The organism is Endobacter medicaginis (genome assembly GCF_014192375.1).
Classification (GTDB): Bacteria; Pseudomonadota; Alphaproteobacteria; order Acetobacterales; family Acetobacteraceae; genus Endobacter; species Endobacter medicaginis.
This window is the reverse complement of the sequence record NZ_JACHXV010000004.1, coordinates 272959-295798: the sequence shown is the minus strand read 5'-3', so window position 1 is coordinate 295798 and position 22840 is coordinate 272959. Positions and strand designations below refer to the sequence as shown.

General features: G+C 66.2%; 14 protein-coding genes. 11 read left to right on the top strand and 3 right to left on the bottom strand.

Translation table 11 applies throughout. From position 1 onward, the window contains the following. Nucleotides 1-2: 2 nt before the first annotated feature. Genes treY through glgX form a run of 3 tightly spaced genes read right to left on the bottom strand, consistent with a single transcriptional unit; the run spans nt 3 to nt 6651 of the window. A complete protein-coding gene (gene treY / locus FHR90_RS07075) occupies nt 3-2741 on the bottom strand; it encodes a malto-oligosyltrehalose synthase (RefSeq protein WP_176621724.1) in 2739 nt (912 codons plus the stop codon). Then, complete coding sequence (treZ, locus tag FHR90_RS07070) at nt 2738-4507, bottom strand: malto-oligosyltrehalose trehalohydrolase (RefSeq protein WP_176621725.1); 1770 nt, start codon at nt 4505-4507, stop codon at nt 2738-2740. Before treZ ends, treY begins: the two co-directional genes overlap by 4 nt. Then, nucleotides 4504-6651: a glycogen debranching protein GlgX gene (gene glgX, locus FHR90_RS07065; RefSeq protein ID WP_394367821.1), complete on the bottom strand. Its 2148-nt coding sequence runs from the start codon at nt 6649-6651 to the stop codon at nt 4504-4506. The genes treZ and glgX overlap by 4 nt, the downstream gene beginning before the upstream one ends. A gap of 278 nt (nt 6652-6929) precedes the next feature. On the opposite strand from glgX, the gene FHR90_RS07060 reads away from it, so the two are divergent. From FHR90_RS07060 to FHR90_RS07010, 11 genes are all read left to right on the top strand, one after another. Further along, on the top strand, nt 6930-8117 hold the full coding sequence (locus FHR90_RS07060) for an efflux RND transporter periplasmic adaptor subunit (protein ID WP_183274965.1): 1188 nt from the start codon (nt 6930-6932) through the stop codon (nt 8115-8117). Between the two features lie 24 nt (nt 8118-8141). Next, nucleotides 8142-11273 (top strand): efflux RND transporter permease subunit, encoded by a 3132-nt coding sequence (locus FHR90_RS07055; RefSeq protein ID WP_176621728.1) that lies wholly within the window; start codon nt 8142-8144, stop codon nt 11271-11273. A 203-nt stretch (nt 11274-11476) separates the two neighbouring features. Then, nucleotides 11477-13567, top strand: a complete 2091-nt coding sequence (gene tkt, locus FHR90_RS07050) for a transketolase (protein WP_246330102.1) — start codon at nt 11477-11479, stop codon at nt 13565-13567. A gap of 127 nt (nt 13568-13694) precedes the next feature. Beyond that, nucleotides 13695-16562: a bifunctional transaldolase/phosoglucose isomerase gene (locus FHR90_RS07045; protein ID WP_176621730.1), complete on the top strand. Its 2868-nt coding sequence runs from the start codon at nt 13695-13697 to the stop codon at nt 16560-16562. 71 nt (nt 16563-16633) lie between these two features. Next, a complete protein-coding gene (gene gnd, locus FHR90_RS07040) occupies nt 16634-17656 on the top strand; it encodes a phosphogluconate dehydrogenase (NAD(+)-dependent, decarboxylating) (RefSeq protein ID WP_176621731.1) in 1023 nt (340 codons plus the stop codon). Between the two features lie 21 nt (nt 17657-17677). Next, nucleotides 17678-19219: a glucose-6-phosphate dehydrogenase gene (zwf, locus tag FHR90_RS07035; RefSeq protein ID WP_176621732.1), complete on the top strand. Its 1542-nt coding sequence runs from the start codon at nt 17678-17680 to the stop codon at nt 19217-19219. Next, on the top strand, nt 19216-20052 hold the full coding sequence (locus FHR90_RS07030) for a Cof-type HAD-IIB family hydrolase (protein ID WP_176621733.1): 837 nt from the start codon (nt 19216-19218) through the stop codon (nt 20050-20052). Before zwf ends, FHR90_RS07030 begins: the two co-directional genes overlap by 4 nt. A 6-nt stretch (nt 20053-20058) precedes the next feature. Next, nucleotides 20059-20871 (top strand): Cof-type HAD-IIB family hydrolase, encoded by an 813-nt coding sequence (locus tag FHR90_RS07025; protein ID WP_176621734.1) that lies wholly within the window; start codon nt 20059-20061, stop codon nt 20869-20871. Further along, nucleotides 20871-21614, top strand: a complete 744-nt coding sequence (gene pgl / locus FHR90_RS07020) for a 6-phosphogluconolactonase (protein ID WP_176621735.1) — start codon at nt 20871-20873, stop codon at nt 21612-21614. Before FHR90_RS07025 ends, pgl begins: the two co-directional genes overlap by 1 nt. Continuing rightward, entirely contained in the window at nt 21611-22306 is a 696-nt protein-coding gene (rpiA, locus tag FHR90_RS07015; RefSeq protein ID WP_176621736.1) for a ribose-5-phosphate isomerase RpiA, read from the top strand. Before pgl ends, rpiA begins: the two co-directional genes overlap by 4 nt. A 4-nt stretch (nt 22307-22310) precedes the next feature. Then, nucleotides 22311-22835, top strand: coding sequence for a gluconokinase (locus FHR90_RS07010; protein WP_176621737.1), 525 nt, complete (start codon nt 22311-22313; stop codon nt 22833-22835). The last annotated feature ends 5 nt before the right edge of the window (nt 22836-22840 follow it).

The window sequence follows — 22840 nt, the reverse complement described above, 5'->3', positions numbered from 1 at the left end:
GCTCAGCGGCGCACCAACACCGCCACCGGCAGGCCGTCGAGCAGCGTGTCGAGTGCGATCGCGTCGTCGCTGATGGTGACGCTGCGCTGCGAGAGCACATCGTCCCAGACGCCGGACGGAATGGCGGCAAGGCCGGAGACGCTGGTGTCGCGGCCGGGGAAGCGGGTGATCACCGCCACCAGCTCGACCTCACCCTGCACGCGACGCCAGCCCAGAACGGGGAGTTCGCCTTCGGCGGCCTGGGCCGGTGTGATGGTCAGCGGTTCGTAGCTGCCGTGTGCGAACAGCTCGGGCAGTTCGCTGCGCAGTTCGAGCAGCGCATGGGTGACGGCGAGCTTGATCGCGCCGCTGCGCCACTCGCGCAGCAACTCGCGCAGATGGGCCGCGCGATCGGTGTCGGCCACCGCGGCGAGGCGGGCGAGGGCGGCTTCGCGCGCGGCATAGTCCACGGGGCGGCGGTTGTCGGGATCGACCAGCGACAGGTCCCACATCTCGCAACCCTGATAGGTGTCGGGCATGCCGGGCAGGGTCAGCTTGGCGACGGTCTGTGCCAGGGAGTTGCGGACGCCCGCCTCGGCGATGCGGCGCGCGAAGGGCAGGAAACTGTTGAAGAACGCTGCTCGCTCCGGGTCGAGCGCATCACGGGCGAAGGTCTGCATCGCCGTCTCGTAGGCTTCGTCCGGCATGGCCCAGCTCGAATGTAGCTTGGCCTCGCGCATGGATTTCTCCAGAGCACCGGCGATCCGCTCGCCGTAGGTCTCCAGGCCCTTCGCATCGACCTCGTCGAGCATCTCGACGGGCCAGCTCCCGATCAGAAGCTGGTAGAGCAGGTATTCGTCGTTGCGATCCGGCGGCGCATTGCCCTCCACGTCGCCGCGACGGGCGCGCAGCAGCCGGCTCCAGCCCTGCACCTGGCGGGTCCATTCCTCCGGCAGGTCGGCCAGCACGGCGAGGCGGGCGCGTGTGTCCTCGCCGCGCTTGGTGTCATGGGTGGAGGTACCGAGCATCGCCGACGGCCAGTGCTTCGCCCGCTGGGCATTGGCGCGGTGGAAGGCGTTGGCGCTGAGGCCGAAGCGGTCGGGCTCGCCGCCGACCTCGTTGAGGGCGACGAAGCGGTTGTAGCGATAGAAGGCGGTGTCCTCGAGACCCTTGGCCATCACCGGGCCGCTGTATTGCTGCGCCTTCATCGCCAGGCGGAGCGCGCGGGTGCGCGAGAAGCCCGAATCCGGCGCACTCGCCAGCTCCCCCGACAGCAGGGCGGCGAGGAAGTCGAACACCGAGGGGTCGAGCACCGGCTCGCGCCGACGCGCCTGCGAGATCGCCCAGTCTAGATCGCGGCGATCAGCCTCGGTGGGTGTTCCCTCGCCATCGATATAGGTGCGGTAGACCGGAAAGCAGGCGACGATCTGGCGCAGGGCGCGCTGGAGGATGTGGCGGGTGAAATCCGCCGTCAGCGGGTTCTGGCGTGCGATGCGCCCGGCATCCCGGCCGAGCACGTTGAGTTCGCTCGCCATCTCCACGTCCATGATGCGCAGCTTGCATTCATGCACGATGCTCTCGAAGGGTGTGTCGATGCCGGTGAAGTCGCGATAGAACGCATCGAGCGTCGGCTCGGCGGCCGGGTCGATCAGCGCCCCGAGGATCTGGTTGGTGAAATCGTAGCCGGTCGTGCCCTCGACCGGCCAGTCGGGGCGCAGGGATTCGTGGGCGGAGAGAATCTTTTCCACCACCAGGTAGAACGGGCGTTCGGACAGCTCGCGCAGCCGGACCAGATAGGTCTTCGGGTCGAGCAGCCCGTCGATATGGTCGAGGCGGATGCCGTCGAGCGTGCCGTCATCGAGCCAGCGTCGGATGCGGCGATGCGCGTCGCGGAACACCGAGGGCAGTTCCATGCGCAGCCCGGCGAGATCGTTGATGTTGAAGAAACGCCGATAGTTGATGTCGTCGCTGGCGACGCCGAAGAAGGCGAGGCGCCAGTACTGGCGCTCGATCAGCGCATCGAGACGGGCCGGATCGGCATTGATGGCGGCGATGGTGGCGTCGAGCGTCGCGCGGGTCGTCGGATCGCGCAATGCCGCGGCCAGCTCGGCCTTGAGCTCGTCGGCGCGCTCGGCCATCTGTGGCTGCCAGTAGGCGAGATCGCTGAATGCGTCGCCGAGACGGGCCAGCTCGAGCTGGGTGCCGCGCAGCACCTCATCGTAATGCAGCGGGCAGACCGGCAGCTTGTGCGCGTCGTAGGCCCAGACGGCGAGACCGCCATGTTCCGCATCCACCTTGAGGGCGACGTCGCCTTTCCTCAGAGCCTCGCCATACTGGCTGCCGAGGAAGGGCACCAGCAGCTTGTCGCGCAGGTAACGCCGATCGGGATCCCAGTCGATGTCGAAATAGCCGGCGTGGCGCGAAGAGGGGCCCCATTCCAGGACATCGAGCCAGGCGGCGTTCTCCGCGCCGCCGACGCCCATGTGGTTCGGCACGAAATCGAGGATGATTCCGAGCTGTTGGCCGCGCAGGGCGGCGATCATCGCGGTGAAATCCTGCTCGCTGCCCAGTTCGGGGTTCAGCGCGGTATGGTCGACCACGTCATAGCCATGCGTACTGCCCGGCCGCGCCTTGAGCCAGGACGAGACATAGACGTGGCTGATGCCGAGCCGTCCAAGATAGGGGGCGATGGCGGCGACGTCGCCGAAGCCGAATTCCTTGTGAAGCTGGAGGCGGTAGGTAGCGCGCGGAACCAGGCTCATGGGGTCTCCACAGACCAGCGGACGGCCCAGGGGCCAAGATCGGGAAGGGTGTCGCCCTCGGTCCAGATCACCCGTCCGCCGGTGGGCCGGGCGGTGACCCGGCTGGGGGAGAGGTTGAACTGCACCGTCAGGACGCGTCGACCCGCCGGAGTGTCGGCCTGCCAGCGCACCTGCCAGGCATTGGTGGCGAGCGCGGTCGTAGTGCCGCCATGGGTGATGTGGTCGATGAGTGGCCGGATGCAGCGGGCGCGCACGCGCAGCAGGTCGGTGTAGTGCTGCAGGGTGGCGGGATCGGCTTTGGCGCGGTCGAGCCGGAACGCCAGAAACGTGCTCTCGGCGAGGGGGTCGGGAATGCGCTCGCGCTGCTTGGGGTCCTGGAACTCGGGGAATTTCTTGAATTCGGCGCGTCGTCCGTCGCGCACCGCGTCGGCGAGATCGCCCTCGAAATCGCAGAAGAAGGCGAAAGGCTGCCGGCAGCCCCATTCCTCGCCCATGAACAGCATCGGGATCTGTGGCAGCAGCAGCGTGATGGCGGTGATGGCGCGCAGGGGTTCCCGCGGGATCAGTGCGGCGATGCGGTCGCCGAACGCGCGGTTGCCGATCTGGTCGTGGTTCTGGATGAAGGCGATGAACGCCTCCGGCGGCAGGTAGGCGCTCGGCTCGCCGCGCTGCAACCCGCTATAGGGCATGGTCTCGCCCTGATAGGCGAAGCCCTCGGCGATGGCGCGGCCGAGCAGGGCAGGACGGTCGGTGTAGTCGTGATAATAGCCGGCACTCTCGCCGGTGGTCACCACGTGCAGGACATGGTGGACGTCATCGTTCCACTGCGCGGTGAAGGTGATCGGGCGGCCATCGCGGCGCTCGAGCTTGTGGGCGTCGTTGTGCTCGTTCTCCAGGATCAGGTGCACGGGCCGGTCGACGCAGCCGCGCGCGACACGGGCGATCTCGGTGAGGATATGCGGGCGTGAATCGTCCTTGATTGCGTGCACCGCATCGAAGCGCAGCCCGTCGAAACGGAATTCCTCGATCCACATGCGGACATTGTCGAGGATATAGGCCCGCACGGGGCCGCTGTCCTCGCCATCGACATTGATGCCGTCGCCCCAGGGGCTCTTGTGGCGGTCTGTGAAGAACTGCGGCGCGTAGGCGGAGAGGTAGTTTCCGTCCGGACCAAAATGGTTGTAGACGACGTCAAGGAAGATCATCAGCCCGCGTGCGTGGGCTGCATCCACCAGCGCCTTGAGATCGTCCGGCGTGCCATAGGCGGAATCGGGCGCGTAGGGCAGCACGCCGTCATAGCCCCAGTTGCGTGCACCGGAGAAATCGCTCACCGGCATGATCTGCACCGCGGTGATGCCGAGCGCGGCCAGCGCGTCGAGATGCTCGATCGCGCCGAGAAAGGTGCCTGCTTCGGAGAACGTGCCGACATGCAGCTCGTAGATCACCGCATCACCCCAGGGGCGACCGGCCCACTCGTTGCGCCAGCGCCAGGTGCCCGGATCGCGGAGCTGCGAGGGTCCATGCACGTCCTCGGGCTGGAAGCGCGAGGCCGGGTCGGGCACGCGCAGCCCGTCGCCGAGCACGAAGCGGTAGCGCGCGAGCGGCGCGGCCGCGATATCGAGCGTGTGCCAGCCGTCGTCATGCGCAACCATCGCGTGGTCGTGCCCGTCGAGTTCGAGGCCGACACGGTCCTGGGCCGGCGCCCAGAGGCGGAAGCGGACCAGACCGTCGCCGAGCGGCAACGGCCCGTGCTGGGTGCGGATCACGAGGCTTCCTTGTCGCGGGCGAACATCAGCACCGAGCGACCGGTCATTTCATAGACGTCGCCCGACGAGAAGCTGGTTTCCTCCGCCCCGGTCGCCTCCGACAGGTTGGTGTCGATCTCCCGGCGCCACACGCACGGGCCGGCCTGCTCGGGCAGGGTGAAGTTCACCACGTCCTGCCAGGCGTTGAAGATGATCAGCAGGGTGTTGTCGAGCGCACGCTTGCGAATGCCGGTGGTCTGCGCACGCCCGTCGAGCATCATGCCGAAGCACTGTACCTGCGGGTTGTCCCATTCTTCCTGGGTCATGGCCTCGCCGCCGGCGCCGATCCAGGTGATCTCGTTGATGTCGAGCTCGTCGTTGTGCGCGCCGGTCAGGAAGCGGCCGCGACGCAACATGGGAAACCGAGCACGCAGCGCGGTGAGGCGCTGGACGAAGGCGATCAGGCTATGGCCCTTCTCCTCGATCTCCCAGTTGACCCAGCTGATCTCGCTGTCCTGGCAATAGGCGTTGTTGTTGCCCTGCTGCGTGCGGCCGAATTCGTCGCCGGCGAGCAGCATCGGCGTACCTTGGCTGAGCAGCAGGGTCGCGAGCAGGTTGCGGATCTGGCGGGCGCGGAGACGGTTGACCTCCTCGTCGTCGGTCGGTCCCTCGACGCCACAGTTCCACGAACGGTTGTCGGAGCTGCCGTCGCGATTGTCCTCGCCATTGGCGTCATTGTGCTTGTCATTGTAGGTGACGATGTCGTTGAGCGTGAAGCCGTCATGGGCGGTGATGAAGTTCACGCACGCCCAGGGGCGACGACCCTGGTGATTGAAGGTCTCGGGTGAGGCCAGCAGGCGGGGTGCGAGCGATTTCGCCGAGCCGTCACCTTTCCAGTAGTCGCGTACGTCGTCACGGAACTTGTCGTTCCACTCCGCCCAGCCGGGCGGGAAGCCGCCGACCTGATAGCCGCCCGGGCCGCAGTCCCAGGGCTCAGCGATGAGCTTTACCGAGCTCAGCACGGGATCCTGCGAGCAGGCCTTGAGGAAGCCGGACTGGTTGTCGAAGCCATTGGGCTCTCGGGCAAGAATGGTGCCGAGATCGAAGCGGAACCCGTCGACATGCATCTCCATCGCCCAGTAACGCAGGCTGTCGGTGACCATCTGGATGACCCGCGGATGCGACAGGTTCACGGTGTTCCCGGTGCCGGTATCGTTGATGTAGTAACGCTTGTTGTCGGGCAGCAGCCGGTAGTAGGAGGCGTTGTCGATGCCCTTGAACGAAAGTGTCGGTCCCTGCTCGTTGCCCTCGGCGGTGTGGTTGTAGACCACGTCGAGGATCACCTCGAGTCCGGCGTCATGGAACTTCGACACCATCTCCTTGAATTCGCGCAATGTCTGGTCGCGATCGGCGGAGTAGCGCGGATCGGGTGCGAAGAAGCCGATCGTGTTGTAGCCCCAGTAGTTGGTGAGGCCCTTGTCGAGCAGCGGGCCGTCGTTGATGAAGCTGTGGATCGGCAGCAGCTCGACGGAGGTGACGCCGAGGCCGTGGATGTAGTCCAGCACCTCCCTGGTCGCGAGGCCGGCGTAGGTGCCGCGCAGATGCTCCGCGACTTTCGGATGCAGCTTCGTGTAGCCGCGCACATGGGTTTCATAGAGGATGGTGCGGTCCCAGGCGACGGGTCGGCGGGTGGGCTGTCCATGCCAGTCGAACCCGGCATCGACGATGACGCTCTTGGGCACGAATGGCGCGCTGTCGCGCTCGTCGAAACTCAGATCTCCGTCCGGGTGGCCGAGCGTGTAACCGAATATTGCCGGATCCCAGACCAGCTCGCCATGATGCATGCGCGCATAGGGATCGAGCAGCAGCTTGTTCGGATTGAAACGGTGGCCTTCCTCCGGAGCATAGGAGCCATGGACCCGGTAGCCGTAGAGCTGACCGGGGGCGAGATCGGGCAGATAGCCGTGAAAGATCTGGTCGGTGTATTCGGGCAGCGTGATCCGCTCGATCTCCGTCTTACCGTCGGAGTCGAACAGGCAGACCTCGACCTTGGTGGCATTGGCGGAAAACAGCGCAAAATTCACGCCCTCGCCGTCCCAGGTTGCGCCGCGAGGATAGGGGAGACCTTCACGAAGGCGTGAGGCATAATTGGCCAATGGGAAGATCTCCGCTCGGATGTGGCACCGTCCGGAGACGTGCCATGTTGCCAGCGCAGAACAGCCGAGACAGCCGCGGGTTTCACTTCAATAGCTGGCTACACGGCCCGCTCTGACGGGATATTGTGCGGCTGGCGGAGAAAACAGGTCGCCGGCTTAAGGATTGACCAATCGGTCAGCGTCGCCCTAATTCAGGCCCGGTCCTTCTCAACAACGAGCCGGGAGCGGGCATGTCTCGTCGCGCGACGGCCAGGGGTGGCGCGATGGCGGTCAGGAGTTCCGGGTTGATGGGGCAGCGCACTGCATCTGGCTGGCTGCCATCGGCGATAGCGTGCTGGGCACTCGCCGCCTCGGCAGGGCCCGCCCTGGCAGCGGATCCGGCCCCCGCGTCGCGCCCGGCACCCGTCGTCGGCACGCTGGTCGCGGGTACCCGGCCGGTGACACAGACCCGGCAGTTCACCGGGCGTGTGCAGGCGATCGACAGTGTCGCCCTGATCCCGCGTGTGACGGCCTATCTCGACGAGAGACTGTTCAAGGAGGGCAGCGAGGTCCACAAGGGCGACCTGCTCTACAAGCTCGAACAGGGGCCTTTTCAGGCCAACGTGTTGACGCAGCAGGGCGCGGTCGCGCAGGCGAAGGCGACCACGGTCAATTCCGGAATCCAGCTCCAGCGGCAGAAGAACCTGCAGAACTCGCCAGCCTTCGCCAAGGAGAATTTCGACAACGCGGTGGCCAGCGCGCGCGGCAATGTCGGCGCCCTGCTGTCGGCGCAGGGCAACCTGCAATACGCGCAGATCCAGCTCGACTATACCGAGATCCGTGCACCGATCGACGGCCGCATCACCGCGACCGCGGTCAATCCCGGCAACGTGGTCAGCCCGAACTCGGGAGCGCTGGCCACCATCGTCAGCCAGGACCCGATGTATGTGCTGTTTCCGGTCGCCACCCGCGATCTGCTGGCGATGCGCTCGTCGTTCGCGAGCCAGGGCGGGCTGGGGGCGGCGAAGCTGACCTTCACGCTGGCCGACGGCTCGACCTATGACCAGACCGGCAAGCTCGACTATGTCGCGCCCACCGTGGCGACCAATACCGACACGCTGAACCTGCGCGCGACGGTACCCAACCCGCTGCATGGCGCCGCCGAGAGCGGTACCGGCAGCCGCACCCTGTTCGATGGCGAGTTCGTCACCGTCACCGTCGGCGATCCGCAGCCGCAGACGCAGCTCGTGGTGCCGCGCGCGGCGGTGCTGGCCGACCAGCAGGGCACTTACGTCTACGGCGTCGACGACAAGGGCGACGCGACGCGGATCGACATCACGCTGGGCGACGAGGACGGCACCGATGTGGTGGTTCGCCATGGACTTAAGCCGGGCCAGACCTTCATCGCCGACGGCATCCAGAGGGTGCATCTCGGCCAGAAGGTGGATGCGAAGCCGATGAGCCGCGACAACAACGCACCGGCGGCGCACGGCTGAGGCCGGCGGTTCGGGAGGACAGCGATGATTTCTGGCGTCTTCATCGATCGGCCGCGCCTGGCGGTGGTGATCGCGATCGTGATCACCCTTGCGGGCCTGGTGGCGATGACCCGCATCCCGATCGCCCAGTTCCCCGACATCGTGCCGCCGCAGGTGCAGGTCACCGGAACCTATTACGGTGCGTCGGCGGCGGTGGTGGAGGCGGCGGTCGGCCAGCCGATCGAGGCGCAGGTCGTCGGTGTCGACAAGATGATCTACATGCGCTCGACCAGCGGCAATGACGGCAGCTACAACCTCACCGTCAGCTTCCTGCTCGGCACCGATCCCGATGTCGACACCGTCAACGTGCTCAACCGGGTGCAGACCGCCAATCCGCAGCTGCCTGCAGCGGTGCAGGCGCAGGGGCTGACGGTGCAGAAGCGCTCCTCGGCGATCCTGCAGTTCATCAACTTCTACAGCCCCAGCGGCAAGTTCACGCCGCTGTTCATTGCCAACTACCTCACCATCAACGTCATCGACGAGGTCTCGCGCATCACCGGTGTGGGTCAGGCGCGGCTGCTGTCGCGGCAGAACTACGCCATGCGGGTGTGGGTCGACGTGAACCGGCTGACCCAGCTCGGCCTGTCGGTCACCGATGTGACGAACGCGATCGCCGCGCAGAACCAGGTCGCCGCGGTGGGCCGGATCGGCGCGCAGCCCTCGCCGAAGGACCAGCAGTACCAGCTCAACGTCCAGACCCAGGGGCGGCTGACCACGGCGGCAGAATTCGGCAACATCGTCATTCGCGCCACTCCTGACGGCGCGGTGCTGCGGGTGCGTGACATCGCGCGCGTCGAGCTCGGTGCGACCAGCCTCGATTCCGAATCGCGCTTCGACGGCAAGCCCTCGGTGGCGCTCGCGATCTATCTTTCGCCGGGGGCGAACGCGATCAACACCGCCAACGCCATCAAGCAGAAGGTCGCGCATCTCGCTCAGCGTTTCCCCCAGGGCCTCGAATACAACGTCACCTATGACAGCACCGACTTCGTGCACGACACCGTGCACGAGGTGATCATGACGCTGCTGATCGCCTTCGTGCTGGTGGTGATCGTGGTGTTTCTGTTCCTCGGCAACATCCGCGCCACCATCATCCCCACCATCGCGGTGCCGGTCAGCTTGATCGGTGCGTTCGCCGGCATGCTGGCCCTCGGTTTCACCGCCAACACGGTGTCGCTGCTGGCGATGGTGCTGGCGATCGGCATCGTGGTCGATGACGCGATCGTGGTGGTCGAGAATGTCGAACGCGTGATGGAGGAGGAGCCGGATCTGCATCCGAAGGAGGCGGCACGCAAGGCGATGACGCAGATCACCGGCCCGATCATCGCGATCTCGCTGGTGCTGCTGTCGGTGTTCGTGCCGATCGCCTTCATTCCCGGCCTGTCGGGCGTGCTGTTCCAGCAGTTCGCGGTGACGATCTGTATCGCGATGCTGATCTCGGCGCTCAATGCGCTGACGCTGTCGCCGGCGATGTGCGGCGTGTTCCTGCGTCACACCGACAAGAGTCGCGGCATCATGGGCCGTGTGATGGGCGTGATCGAGCGGTCGCGGCGGGGCTATGCGAGCATCGTCGAGCGCCTGCTGCGCTTCTCGGTCCTCAGCCTGGTGATGGTGGCGGTGTGCTTCGGCGGCATCGTGCTGGTGCAGTCAGGGCTGCCGGGCGGGTTCCTGCCGGAGGAGGACCAGGGCGTCTTCTTCAACTCGATCCAGCTTCCTGACGGCTCGTCGGTGACGCGCACGCATGACGAGCTGACCAAGGTCGAGCAGATGGTGGCGAAGCTGCCGGGGGTGGCGCACACCTTCACCGTCACCGGCTTCTCGTTCCTTGATCAGGTGCAGGAGCCGAATGCCGGCTTCGTGGTCGGACGGCTGAAGCCGTTTGCCGACCGGACTTCGGTGGAGGAGCGCGCGCAGACGCTGATCGCGCGCATGGCGCGGCAGAGCCAGTCCTTGCTGGGTGCGATGGTGGTGCCGTTCAATCTGCCGCCGGTGATCGGCCTGTCGGCCTCGGGTGGGTTCGAATACGAGCTCGAGGCGCTGGAGGGACAGGATTTCGGCGAGCTCGGCCGCTACACCTACGGCGTGGTAGGGGCGGCGAACGCCAGCCCGATGCTCGCACGGGTGTTCACCACCTTCGACAACACCAATCCGTCGATCTATCTCGATATCGACCGCGCCAAGGCGCAGGAACTGGGGCTCAACATCGCCGACATCTTCGGCGCCCTGCAGACCGCACTCGGCAGCTCGTATGTCAATCTGTTCAACCTCTATGGCCGCACCTGGCAGGTCTATGTGCAGGGCGAGGCGCGCGACCGCTCGTCGATCAGCGATCTGTGGAAGATCTACGTCCGCAACTCGAGTGGCGGCGTGGTGCCGCTGTCGTCGGTGGCGACGGCGCGCTACATCACCTCGCCGCAGGCGATCACCCGCTACAACAACTATCGCGCGGTGACGATCAACGGCAGTGCGGGGCCGGGCATCTCCTCGGGCCAGTCGCTGGCGGCGATGGACGGCATTTCGAAGCAGGTGCTGCCGGCCGGTTATGGCTACGAGTGGACCGGCACCGCCTATCAGGAAATCCAGGCGCAGGGTCAGACCGGGCCGATCCTGGCGATGGCGCTGCTGTTCGCGTTCCTGTTCCTCGTCGCCCTCTACGAGAGCTGGGTGATCCCGATCCCGGTGCTGCTGTCGGTGTCGGTGGGCGTGCTGGGCGCGATGCTGGGCATCAAGGTGAGCGGGCTGGCGCTCGATCTCTATGCCCAGATCGGGCTGGTGGTGCTGATCGCGCTGGCGGCGAAGAACGGCATCCTGATCGTCGAGTTCGCCAAGGAGCGGCGCGAGGCGGGGGCGTCGATCCGCGACGCCGCCGCCGAGGGGGCGGCCATGCGGTTCCGGGCCGTGATGATGACCTCGTTCGCCTTCATCCTCGGCGTCTGGCCACTGGTGGATGCATCGGGGGCGGCGATGATCAGCAGGCGGGATGTCGGCACGCCGGTGTTCTTCGGCATGCTGGCGTCGAGCTTCATCGGCATCTTCGTCATCCCGCTGCTCTACGTCGTGTTCCAGACCATGCGGGAGAAGACCCACGCCCTGTTCAGTCGCGACCGCGGGCACCATTGATCGCGTTTGTGACAAACGGTTCCCGACGACGCGGGCCGGTCGAGACAATGTGATCGTCCGAGGCCGTGGGGGGCGACAACGAAACACCGCCGCGCGCGCTTTCCTTTCGAGGCTGGGGGGAGCAGTATGATGGCACATAAAAAATATAGAGGAGTCAGCGTATGAGGGGTACTCTGATCGCACGCAGCTGTCTGCCTGCGCGCATGGCCGACGGAACGGGCAGTGCGCCTGCTTCCGGGACCGGCGCGACCGGGATCGACAAGCTCTGCATCGACACCATCCGCACGCTGTCGATGGATGCGGTGCAGAAGGCCAATTCCGGCCATCCCGGAACGCCCATGGCGCTCGCCCCGGTCGCCTACGAGCTGTGGCAGAACGTGCTGCGCTACGACCCGAAGGACCCGCAATGGCCGGGCCGCGACCGCTTCGTGCTGTCGATCGGCCATGCGTCGATGCTGCTGTATTCGCTGATCTACCTGACCGGCGTGGTGTCGGCCGGCGAGAACCATCAGACACCCGGCGAGCCGGCGCTGAGCCTCGATGATCTCAAGCAGTTCCGCCAGATCAGCTCGCGCACGCCTGGGCATCCGGAATATCGCCACACCTCCGGCGTGGAGACCACCACCGGTCCGCTCGGTCAGGGCTGCGGCAATTCGGTCGGCATGGCAATGGCCGAGCGCTATCTTGCCAGCCGCTACAACAAGCCCGGATTTCCGCTGTTCGACTATCATGTCTATGTGCTGTGCGGTGACGGCGACATGATGGAGGGGGTGAGTTCCGAGGCGGCGTCGGTGGCTGGCCATCTCAAGCTCGGCAACCTGACCTGGATCTACGACAGCAACCACATCACCATCGAGGGCAGTACCGATCTCGCCTTCAGCGAGAACGTCCACAAGCGCTTCGAGTCCTATGGCTGGGGCGTGCTGGAAGTGGCCGACGCGAACGACACCGCGGCGTTCCTCAAGGCGATCGACGAGGCGAAGGCCGACACGTCAAAGCCCACGATGATCATCGTGCACAGCGTGATCGGCTATGGCGCGCCGAAAAAGGCCGGCACCCATTCGGCGCATGGCGAGGCGCTCGGCGACGAGGAGGTCAAGGGGGCGAAGCGCGCCTATGGCTGGCCCGAGGACAAGACGTTCTATGTCCCTGACGGGGTGATGCAGCATTTCGCCGAGGGGATCGGTGCGCGTGGCGCGAAGCTGTCGGCCGAGTGGAAGGAGATGCTGGCGAAGTATCGCACGCAGTATCCCGATCTCGCCCGCGAGCTCGATGAACTCGAGGCGCACGAGCTGCCGCCGGGCTGGGATGCGGACATTCCGACCTTCCCGGCCGACGCCAAGGGCGATGCCTCGCGCAATACCTCCGGCAAGGTGCTCAATGCGATCGCCACCCATGTGCCGTATCTGATCGGCGGCGCGGCTGATCTCGCGCCCTCGACCAAGACCAACCTGACCTTCCAGGGCGCGGGCAGCTTCGAGGCTGACAATTATGGCGGCCGGAACCTGCATTTCGGCATTCGCGAGCATGCGATGGGATCGATCGCCAACGGCATGGCGCTGGCGGGCCTGCGCACCTATGTGTCGGGCTTCCTGATTTTCATGGATTACATGAAGGCGCCGATCCGGCTGTCTTCGATCATGGAGCTGCCGGTCCAGTACATCTTCACCCACGACTCGATCGGCGTCGGTGAGGACGGACCCACCCATCAGCCGATCGAGCAGCTCGCGCAGCTTCGCGGCACGCCGGGGCTGATCACCATGCGTCCGGGCGATGCCAACGAGGTCGCCGAGGCCTGGCGGGTGCTGCTGCCGCTCAAGGACCGTCCGTCCGCGCTGATCCTCAGCCGGCAGAACCTGCCGACGCTGGATCGCGAGAAATTCGCCTCCGCCAAGGGGGTGGCGAAGGGCGGCTACGTGCTGGCCGACGCGCCGGCGCCGAAGGTGATCCTGATCGCCACCGGTTCGGAGCTCCAGCTTGCGGTGCAGGCCTGGGAGAAGCTCTCGGCCGAGGGCATCGCCGCGCGCGTGGTGTCGCTGCCCAGCTGGGAGCTGTTCGAGGAACAGGACCAGGCGTATCGGGACTCGGTTCTGCCGCCCGACAACTGGAACCGCGTGACGATCGAGATGTCGGCGACCCTTGGCTGGGATCGCTATGCCGGCCCGACCGGCACCATCATCGGCATCAGGACGTTCGGCGCTTCCGCGCCGCTCGCGGCCCTGCTCGACAAGTTCGGCTTCACGGTCGACAAGGTCGTCGAGGCTGCCCGCAAGCAGGCGGCGAAGGCCGGCTGAGGCGTCCGGCCCCGGTCCGCTCTCGTGGCGGGCCGGGGAGAGAATTCTGCGCCGGTCCGGAGCGTATCCGGACGCGATGGCGGCCCGAGGCGATCGCCCGGCCGCAACCCTGAATGGGAGATGCGTGATGAACGTGATCGAGAACCCGAAACCCTCCGCCGCCGGGCAGTCCAATCCTCTGGTGGCACTCGATGCATACGGTCAGTCGCCCTGGCTGGACTTCATCCAGCGCAGCTTCATCGCCGAAGGCAAGCTGAAGGGGCTCGTCGACAATGACGGGCTGCGTGGCGTGACGTCGAACCCGTCGATCTTCGAGAAGGCGATGGGCCACGGCACCGAATACGACGCGCAGTTCGACAAGCTGCTTGGCGAGGGGCTGGATGATGCCGGCACCATCTACGAGGCGATGGCGATCGAGGACATCCGCAATGGCTGCGCGGTGCTCGATCCGGTCTGGGTGGCGACCAGCGGGCTGGACGGTTATGTCAGCCTCGAGGTGTCGCCCTATCTCGGCCTGCAGACCGAGCCGACGATCGCCGAGGCGCGCCGGCTGTGGAAGACGGTTGATCGCCGCAACCTGATGGTCAAGGTGCCGGGTACCGAACCGGGCGTGCCGGCGATCCGCACGCTGATCGAGGACGGCATCAATATCAACGTGACGCTGCTGTTCTCGCTCGATGCCTACAAGAAGGTGCTCGAGGCCTATATCGCCGGTCTTGAGGCGCGGGCGGCGAAGGGCGAGAAGATCGACGCGATCGCGTCGGTGGCGTCGTTCTTCGTCAGCCGGATCGACGGCAAGATCGACGGTGCGATCGACAAGCGCGTCGCCGCCGGCGACAAGGATGCCGAGGCACTCAAGGCCGTGCGCGGCAAGGTGGCGATCGCCAACGCCAAGCTCGCATACCAGCATTACCTGGAAGTGACGAAGAGCGAGCGCTGGCAGAAACTGGCGGCTCTGGGCGCGAACCCGCAGCGGCTGCTGTGGGCGTCCACCGGCACCAAGGACAAGGCGTACAGCGACGTGCTGTATGTCGAGGAGCTGATCGGCGCCGATACCGTCAACACCATGCCGCCGGCGACGATGGACGCGTTCCGCGATCACGGCACGCCGCGCAACTCGCTGGTCGAGGATGTGGACGGGGCGAAGAAGGTGCTCGCCGAGGCCGACCGGCTCGGGCTCGACTTGCCTGGCGTCACCGCCACGCTGGTCAAGGAGGGCGTGAAATCCTTCGAGGATGCGTTCGACGCGCTGCTCGGCGCGGTGGCGGCCAAGCGTACGGAAAAGCTGGGTGCGAAGCTGGCGGCGATGAGCGTCGCCCTGCCGGAAGCGCTCGACAAGGCCGTCAAGGAGAGCATCGAGACGTGGCGCAAGGACGGCACCACCCGCCGGATCTGGGCGAAGGACGCGTCGGTCTGGACGGGTGGCGATGAGGCGAAGTGGCTCGCCTGGCTGAATGTGCCGCATGAGCGGCTCGCGCATGTCGATGAGCTCAAGGCGTTCCAGCAGGATGTGAAGACGGGCGGTTTCGACAGCGTGCTGCTGCTCGGCATGGGTGGCTCCAGCCTCGGCCCGGAAGTGCTGGCCGAGACCTTCGGCAAGCAGGCCGGCTTCCCGACCCTGCATGTGCTGGACAGCACCGATCCGCAGCAGGTGGTGGCCTTCGAGAAGAAGGTGGACCTGTCGAAGACGCTGGTGATCGTCAGCTCGAAATCGGGTGGCACGCTGGAGCCGAACATCCTCAAGGCGTATTTCTTCGATCGCATGAAGAAGGCGGTGGGCGACAAGGCGGGCAGCCATTTCGTCGCCGTCACCGATCCCGGCTCGCATATGGAGCAGGTCGCCAAGGGTGACGGCTTCCGCAAGATCTTCTATGGCGACAAGCAGATCGGCGGCCGCTATTCGGTGCTGTCGAATTTCGGCCTGGTGCCGGCCGCGGCGATGGGGCTCGATCTCGACACCGTGCTCGGCGAAGCGATCCGCATGGCGTCGTCCTGCGCGTCGAACGTGCCGGTCGGGCAGAATCCGGGTGCGATCCTCGGCACGGTGCTGGGGGTCTCGGCCAATCACGGCCGCGACAAGGTCACCTTCGTCACCTCGAAGGACATCTATGATCTCGGTGCCTGGCTGGAGCAGTTGCTGGCGGAATCCACCGGCAAGATCGGCCGCGGTCTGATCCCCATCGATAACGAGACGCTGGGCGCGCCCTCGGTCTATGGCGAGGACCGTGTGTTCGCCGCCGTGCTGCTCAAGGGCGACAGCTCGCAGGATGCGGCACTCGATGCGCTGGCCAAGGCCGGCCATCCCGTGGTGCGGATCACGCTCGAGACCAAGGAGCAGGTGATCGGCGAGTTCTTCCGCTGGGAGTTCGCCACTGCGGTCGCCGGCGCGATCATCGGCATCGATGCGTTCGACCAGCCGGATGTCGAGGCCAGCAAGGTCGAGACCCGCAAGCTGACCGACGCCTACAACAGCTCCGGCAAGCTGCCCGCTGAGACCGCCTTCGCCACAGATGGCGCGTTCAGCTTCTTCACCGACGAGGCCAATCAGGCGAAGCTCGGTGGGGCAACGACGCTGGAGCCGCTGCTCAAGGCGTTGTTCGACCAGGCCAAGGCCGGCGACTATATCGGTCTGCTGGCCTATATCCAGCGCGAGCCGAAGACGATCGACTGGATCGAGGAGGCGCGCCTGGCGGTGCGTGACGGGCGTCACGTCGCCACCGTCGCCGAGTTCGGGCCGCGCTTCCTGCACTCGACCGGTCAGGCCTACAAGGGCGGACCCAACAGCGGCGTGTTCCTGCAGATCACCGCCGACGATGCGGCCGACGTCGCGGTGCCGGGCGAGAAATACACGTTCGGCGTGGTGAAGGCGGCGCAGGCGCGTGGCGATTTCGACGTGCTGAGCGAGCGTGGCCGTCGGGCGCTGCGGGTGCATGTCAGCGGCGACCTCGCCTCCGGGCTGGACGCCATCGGCAAGGCGATCAAGGCCGCGGCCTGAACGATCTTCGGGGCCCGCATCCACACCGGATGCGGGCCCTTTCTTCATGATATCTCTGTTGGAGTTTTTCGATGCAGATCGGGATCATCGGGCTTGGCCGGATGGGTGGCAACATCAGCGTGCGTCTGTCGCGTCACGACCACAAGGTGGTGGTCTATGACCGCGATGCCGGCGTGGTCAGCAAGATTGCCGATAGTGCGCACGGCACGCCATCCAATGGGCTCAAGGATCTGGTCGGCAAGCTGGATGCGCCCCGCACCGTGTGGGTGATGCTGCCCGCCGGCAAGATCACCGAGGACACGATCGGCGAACTGTCCACGATCCTGGAGAAGGGCGACACCATCATCGATGGCGGCAACACCTTCTACAAGGACGACATCCGTCGCGCGAAGGAACTGTCGGAAAAGGGGATCAACTACATCGACGTTGGTACGTCCGGCGGCGTGCACGGGCTCGATCGCGGCTACTGCATGATGATCGGTGGCTCGAAGGAAACGGTCGACCGTCTCGATCCGATCTTCGCCGCGCTGGCACCCGGCAAGGGCGAGATCGAGGAGACCAAGGGCCGCGAGAAGTTCGACCCGCGTGCCGAGCAGGGCTATCTGCATTGCGGGCCGGCCGGTTCGGGGCATTTCGTCAAGATGGTCCATAATGGCATCGAGTACGGGATGATGCAGGCCTACGCTGAAGGCTTCGACATCATGCGCAACAAGAACTCGGGTGATCTGCCCGAGGATCAGCGCTTCGATCTCAACATGGCCGACATCGCCGAGGTGTGGCGCCGTGGTTCGGTGGTGTCGTCGTGGCTGCTCGATCTGTGCGCCAACGCACTTGCGCAGAACATCACGCTGAGCAACTACACCGGCGAGGTCGCCGATTCCGGCGAGGGGCGCTGGACGATCGAGGCGGCGATCGAGGAGGCGGTGCCCGCACCGGTGCTCACCTCGTCGCTGTTCGCGCGTTTCCGCAGCCGGTCGGGCAACAATTACGGCGAGAAGCTGCTCTCTGCGATGCGCTTCCAGTTCGGCGGGCATGTCGAGCAGCACGATGTCGAGCACAAGCACGGCGCGGGGGTCTCCGAGGTGAAGGGCTGAGGCGCAGGAGGGCGGCGCGCGATGGAAGCTCTCGATCTGCCCCTCGACGGCGTGCTCGAAGCGGCGGACGGGCCACAACCGTTACGGGCGCCGCCCTGCACGCTGGTGATCTTCGGCGGCAGCGGCGACCTCACCGCGCGCCTGCTGGTGCCCGCCCTCTACAATCTTGCGGTCGCGCAGCTGCTCGACCCGGGATTCCGGGTCATTGCGGTGGACTGGCAGGACCAGAACGACGAGAAACTGCGCGAGAAACTTACCGTCTCGATCCAGGACTTCGCCGCCAAGCGGCAGGCGCATGCCACGCTGCTGGACGTTCCGGTCTGGACCTGGCTGCGCGACCACATCTCCTACCTGCGCGGCGACTTTCAAAATCCTGACACCTATGCCGCACTTGCGGCCGAGATCGGCACCGGCAACTGCGTGTTCTATCTTGCGGTCGCAGCGCGATTCTTCGGCACTATCGTCGAAGGGCTGGGGGCGTCGGGGCTGACGCGCGAGGACGGGTGTTTCCGTCGGGTGATCATCGAGAAGCCGTTCGGCGCCGATCTCGGATCGGCCCGTCTGCTCAACCGCGATCTGGCGAAGTCGTTGTCGGAAAGCCAGATCTATCGGATCGATCACTATCTGGGCAAGGAGACGGTGCAGAACATCCTTGCCCTGCGCTTTTCCAACGGCATCTTCGAGCCGCTGTGGAACCGCCAGAACATCGATCACGTGCAGATCACCGCCGCCGAGACGGTGGGAGTGGAGGCGCGCGGACGGTTCTACGAGGGCACCGGCGCGCTGCGCGACATGGTGCCGAACCACATCATGCAGTTGCTGGCGATGACCGCGATGGAAGCGCCGAGCTCCTTCGATGCGGATGCGGTGCGAGACGAGAAGTCCAAGGTGCTGCAGGCGATCCATCACATGCCGCAGGGCAACCTGCCGCTGACCTATGTGCGCGGCCAGTACACCGCCGGAACGATCGGCGACAGAGCGGTGCCGGGCTATCTCGAAGAGCCCGATATCGATCCGCATTCCGATACCGAGACCTATGTGGCGATGAAGGTCGCGGTGGACAATTGGCGCTGGGCCGGGGTGCCGTTCTACCTGCGCACCGGCAAGCGGCTGTCGGCACGCAAAACAGAGGTGGCGATCCATTTCAAGCAGGCACCCTATGCGCTGTTTCGTGACACGCCGGTCGAGAAGCTCACGCCCAACATCATGGTGCTGCACATCCAGCCCTCCGAGGGCTGCACGATCCAGTTCAGCGCCAAGCGGCCCGGGCCGATCGTCAAGCTTGGCGGGGTGAGGATGAAGTTCGACTATGCCGACTGGTTTCCGGTGGCACCCAGCACGGGATACGAGACCTTGATCTATGACTGCATGATCGGCGACGCGACGCTGTTCCAGCGTGCCGACAATGTCGAGGCCGGCTGGGCGGCGGTGGAGCCCGCGCTGGAGGCGCGGGCCGAGGGGCTCGCACCGATCCGTCCCTATGTCGCCGGAACCCGCGGTCCGGCCGAGGCGGATACGCTGCTGGAGGGCAAGGGACGTTCCTGGCTGAGGTTGCGCACATGAGCGCGCCATCTCCCATCCGGCTGCTGGTCTCCGACATCGACGGCACGCTGGTGACTCGCGACAAGCGGCTGACCGAGGGCGTGCTGGCGGCCGCACGGGCACTGCGCGAGGCCGGCATCAGGCTCGCACTGGTCAGCGCGCGGCCTGCGCACGGCATGGACATGCTGCTGGAGCCGCTCGGTATCGACACGCCGCGCGCCGGACTCAATGGCGGCGAGATCCTCAGCCCCGACGGCTCGTTGCTGGAAAGCGTGTTCATCGAGCCGGAGGCGGCGCAGGCCGCGCTCGACATGCTGGAGACGCACGGGATCGACGCCTGGATCTTCGGCGAGGGGCGCTGGTATATCCGCAATCCCCAGGGCGGCTATGTCGAGCACGAGCAGCACGCGATCCGGATGACGCCGACGGTGGTGCGCGATTTCACGCCGTTCACCACCATCGCCGGCAAGATCATGGGCTCGACCACCGATTATCCGAAGCTGGAGCGGGTGGCGATCGAGATGGATGCGGCCCTCGGCGACGTGCTCAATGCGCATCGCTCTCAGCCCTATTATCTCGACATCACCCATCCGCGCGCCAACAAGGGCGAGGCGGCCCTGACGCTCGCACGTCTGCTCGGTGTCGAGCCCGAGGAGATGGCGTGCATCGGCGACATGCCGAACGACATCGCGATGCTGAAGGTCGCCGGCCTCGCCATCGCGATGGGCAATGCGGAGGAGGCGGTACAGGCGCATGCGCATGTCGTCACCCGCACCAACGAGGAAGATGGCTGGGCGTATGCGGTGCGCGAATTCGTGCTGCCACGCGCACCGGCGAACGGGGAGGTCGTCTGAATCATCATGTCGAAGATCAAGCTGGTGCTGGCCGATGTCGACGGGACACTGGTCACGCATGACAAGGTGCTGACCAACCGCGCCATCGCGGCGGTGAAGAAGATGCGTGAGCAGGGCATCGGATTTGCGATCACTTCCGGCCGGCCGCCGAAGGGCATGCAGATGCTGGTCGGGCCGCTGGAGATGGACGAGCCGGTCGCCGGCTTCAATGGCGGCATGTTCGTCTCGCCCGATCTGAAGGACGTGATCGAGGCGCATACATTGCCCCGCGCGACCAGCGAGAAGCTGATCGGACTGCTGCGCGAGGCGAAGCTCGATCCTTGGGTCTATGCGGGCGATGACTGGCTGATCGGCAAGGCAGGCGCGCCGCATGTCGAACGCGAGGCCTGGACGGTGAAGTTCCAGCCGAAGGTGGTCGATGATTTTGCGCCGTTTCTCGACGACGCAGTGAAGATCGTCGGCGTCAGCGACAACGAGGATGACGTCGCGGCCGGGTTGAAGGCGGTGCAGGACGCGTTCGGCGACCAGGTTTCGGCTGCGCCCTCGCAGCCCTATTATCTCGACATCACCCACCCGCTGGCCAACAAGGGTGCGGCGGTGAAGTGGCTGTCGAAGCATCTCGACATTCCGCTCGATGCCATCGCCACCATCGGCGACCAGCCCAACGACGTGCTGATGTTCCGCGAGAGCGGGCTGTCGATCGCGATGGGCAACGCCTCCGACGAGGTCAAGGGCCAGGCGAAGGAAGTCACCGATTCCTCCGAGGATGAAGGCTTCGCCAAGGCGATGGAGCGCTTCGTGCTCGGGGAGGACGCGTGATGGCCGTGACCGATCACGCGGGTGTGGATGTCTATGCCGATGGCGAGGCGGTGGCGCGCGCGGCCGCGGAGTTCCTGACCGACCGTGCGCTGGAGGCGATCGAGGAGCGCGGCACGTTCCGTCTGGCGCTGTCGGGCGGTTCGACGCCGAAGCGGCTGTACCAGATCCTCGCCGGGCCCGATTATCGCGATCGTTTCCCGTGGACGTCGGTGCAGCTGTTCTTCGGCGACGAACGCTTCGTGCCGCACGACGACGAGCGCAGCAATGTCCACATGGCGCGTCTCGCGATGCTCGACGAGGTGCCGATCCCGGCGGCCAACGTGCATGTGCCGCCCTTCGGTGACGATGCGGCCGCCGCCGCCGCCGCCTATCAGGACGAGCTGGTGCGGGTCTATGGCAGCGACGAGCTCAATGCGCGCGGGGCGCTGTTCGACGTGGTGCTGCTGGGCCTGGGCGAGAACGGCCACACCGCCTCGCTGTTTCCGCGCACCTCCGTGCTCGATGTGACCGATGCCTGGGTGAGCTGGTGCACACCCGACGACGCGCCGAACGACCGCCTCACCCTGACCTACCCGGCTATCGACAGTTCGGCCTGCGTGCTGTTCCTCGTCGTCGGCGCCGGCAAGCACGAGGTGCTGGGCCGCGTGCTCGACGGTGACACCAGTCAGCCTGCGGCACGCATCACCTCGCGCGGCGAGATCCTGTGGTTCATCGACCGCGCCGCAGCCGGCGACGCGTCATGACCGATACCCAGGACGAGCAGAAACAGGCCGTGGGCGAAGCCGCCGCGGCGCTGGTCGAGGACGGCATGGTGGTGGGCCTGGGGACCGGCTCCACCGCGCGCTTCCTGGTCGATGCACTCGGGCGCCGGGTCGGCGATGGGTTGCGGATCGTGGCGATTCCGACCTCGGAACGCACTGCCGAGCAGGCGCGCAGCGTCGGCATCCCTCTGGTCGGGCTGGACACGCATCCGCGGATCGATCTGACCGTCGACGGCGCCGACGAGATCGAGCTTGGCTCGCTCGCCCTGATCAAGGGGCTCGGTGGTGCGCTGCTGCGCGAGAAGATCGTCGCTGCCGCCTCGAAGCGTCTGGTCATCATCGCCGACGAGAGCAAGCTGGTGAAACGCCTCGGTCGCCGCACACCGGTGCCGGTCGAGGTGGTGCGTTTCGGCTGGCAGGCCACCGCCGCGCATCTGCGTGAACTCGGCGCCGAGCCGATCCTGCGCCATGCCGGGGGCGATGTGCCGTTCATCACCGATGGCGGCAATCTCATCCTCGACTGCAAGTTCGACGGCATCGCCGATCCGCGTGCGAGCGAGCTGGCGATCGACGACGTGGTCGGCGTGGTCGAGAGCGGGTTGTTCATCAACCGCGCCGAATGCGCCCTGGTGGCCGGCATCGGCGGCGTCCGACGCATCGTGCGGGAGGGCTGAGGCGATGCCCGCGCAGACGCTGCACCCTTACGTGCTGGTCATCATGGGCGTGTCAGGCACCGGCAAGACCACGCTGGCGAAGGCGCTCCAGGTCCGGACCGGCTGGGCGTTCCAGGAGGGTGACGAGCTGCATCCGCCTGAAAACGTCGCCAAGATGAGCGCCGGCATCCCGCTCACCGACGCCGACCGCGCGCCGTGGCTGCGGCTCTGCGGGCGGTGGGCCCGCGAACGGCTGGCGGCGGGCGAGGGCGGCATCCTGACCTGCTCGGCGCTCAAGCGCTCCTATCGCGAGATCGTCGGCGAGGGGCTGCAGAACCTGCGCTTCGTCTATCTGCGCGTCTCGCGCGAGGTGCTGGAAGCCCGTCTCGCCGCCCGCAAGGGGCATTACATGCCGGCCTCGCTTCTCCAGAGCCAGCTCGACACGCTGGAAGTGCCGACCGTCGACGAGCCGGTCTGGGCGGTCGATGCGACGCGGCCGGTCGACGAGACGGCGGCGATCGTGATGGCGCATATCCGGGCCGAGGATTGAGCGAC

Excerpts from the sequence above, each read along its gene's own strand:
- FHR90_RS07045 (WP_176621730.1), top strand. The coding sequence starts at position 13,695 with ATGAACGTGATCGAGAACCCGAAACCCTCCGCCGCCGGGCAGTCCAAT.
- FHR90_RS07060 (WP_183274965.1), top strand. The coding sequence starts at position 6,930 with ATGGGGCAGCGCACTGCATCTGGCTGGCTGCCATCGGCGATAGCGTGC.
- tkt (WP_246330102.1), top strand. The coding sequence starts at position 11,477 with ATGGCCGACGGAACGGGCAGTGCGCCTGCTTCCGGGACCGGCGCGACC.
- treY (WP_176621724.1), bottom strand. The coding sequence starts at position 2,741 with ATGAGCCTGGTTCCGCGCGCTACCTACCGCCTCCAGCTTCACAAGGAA.
- rpiA (WP_176621736.1), top strand. The coding sequence starts at position 21,611 with ATGACCGATACCCAGGACGAGCAGAAACAGGCCGTGGGCGAAGCCGCC.
- FHR90_RS07030 (WP_176621733.1), top strand. The coding sequence starts at position 19,216 with ATGAGCGCGCCATCTCCCATCCGGCTGCTGGTCTCCGACATCGACGGC.
- pgl (WP_176621735.1), top strand. The coding sequence starts at position 20,871 with ATGGCCGTGACCGATCACGCGGGTGTGGATGTCTATGCCGATGGCGAG.
- FHR90_RS07055 (WP_176621728.1), top strand. The coding sequence starts at position 8,142 with ATGATTTCTGGCGTCTTCATCGATCGGCCGCGCCTGGCGGTGGTGATC.
- FHR90_RS07025 (WP_176621734.1), top strand. The coding sequence starts at position 20,059 with ATGTCGAAGATCAAGCTGGTGCTGGCCGATGTCGACGGGACACTGGTC.
- gnd (WP_176621731.1), top strand. The coding sequence starts at position 16,634 with ATGCAGATCGGGATCATCGGGCTTGGCCGGATGGGTGGCAACATCAGC.
- zwf (WP_176621732.1), top strand. The coding sequence starts at position 17,678 with ATGGAAGCTCTCGATCTGCCCCTCGACGGCGTGCTCGAAGCGGCGGAC.
- FHR90_RS07010 (WP_176621737.1), top strand. The coding sequence starts at position 22,311 with ATGCCCGCGCAGACGCTGCACCCTTACGTGCTGGTCATCATGGGCGTG.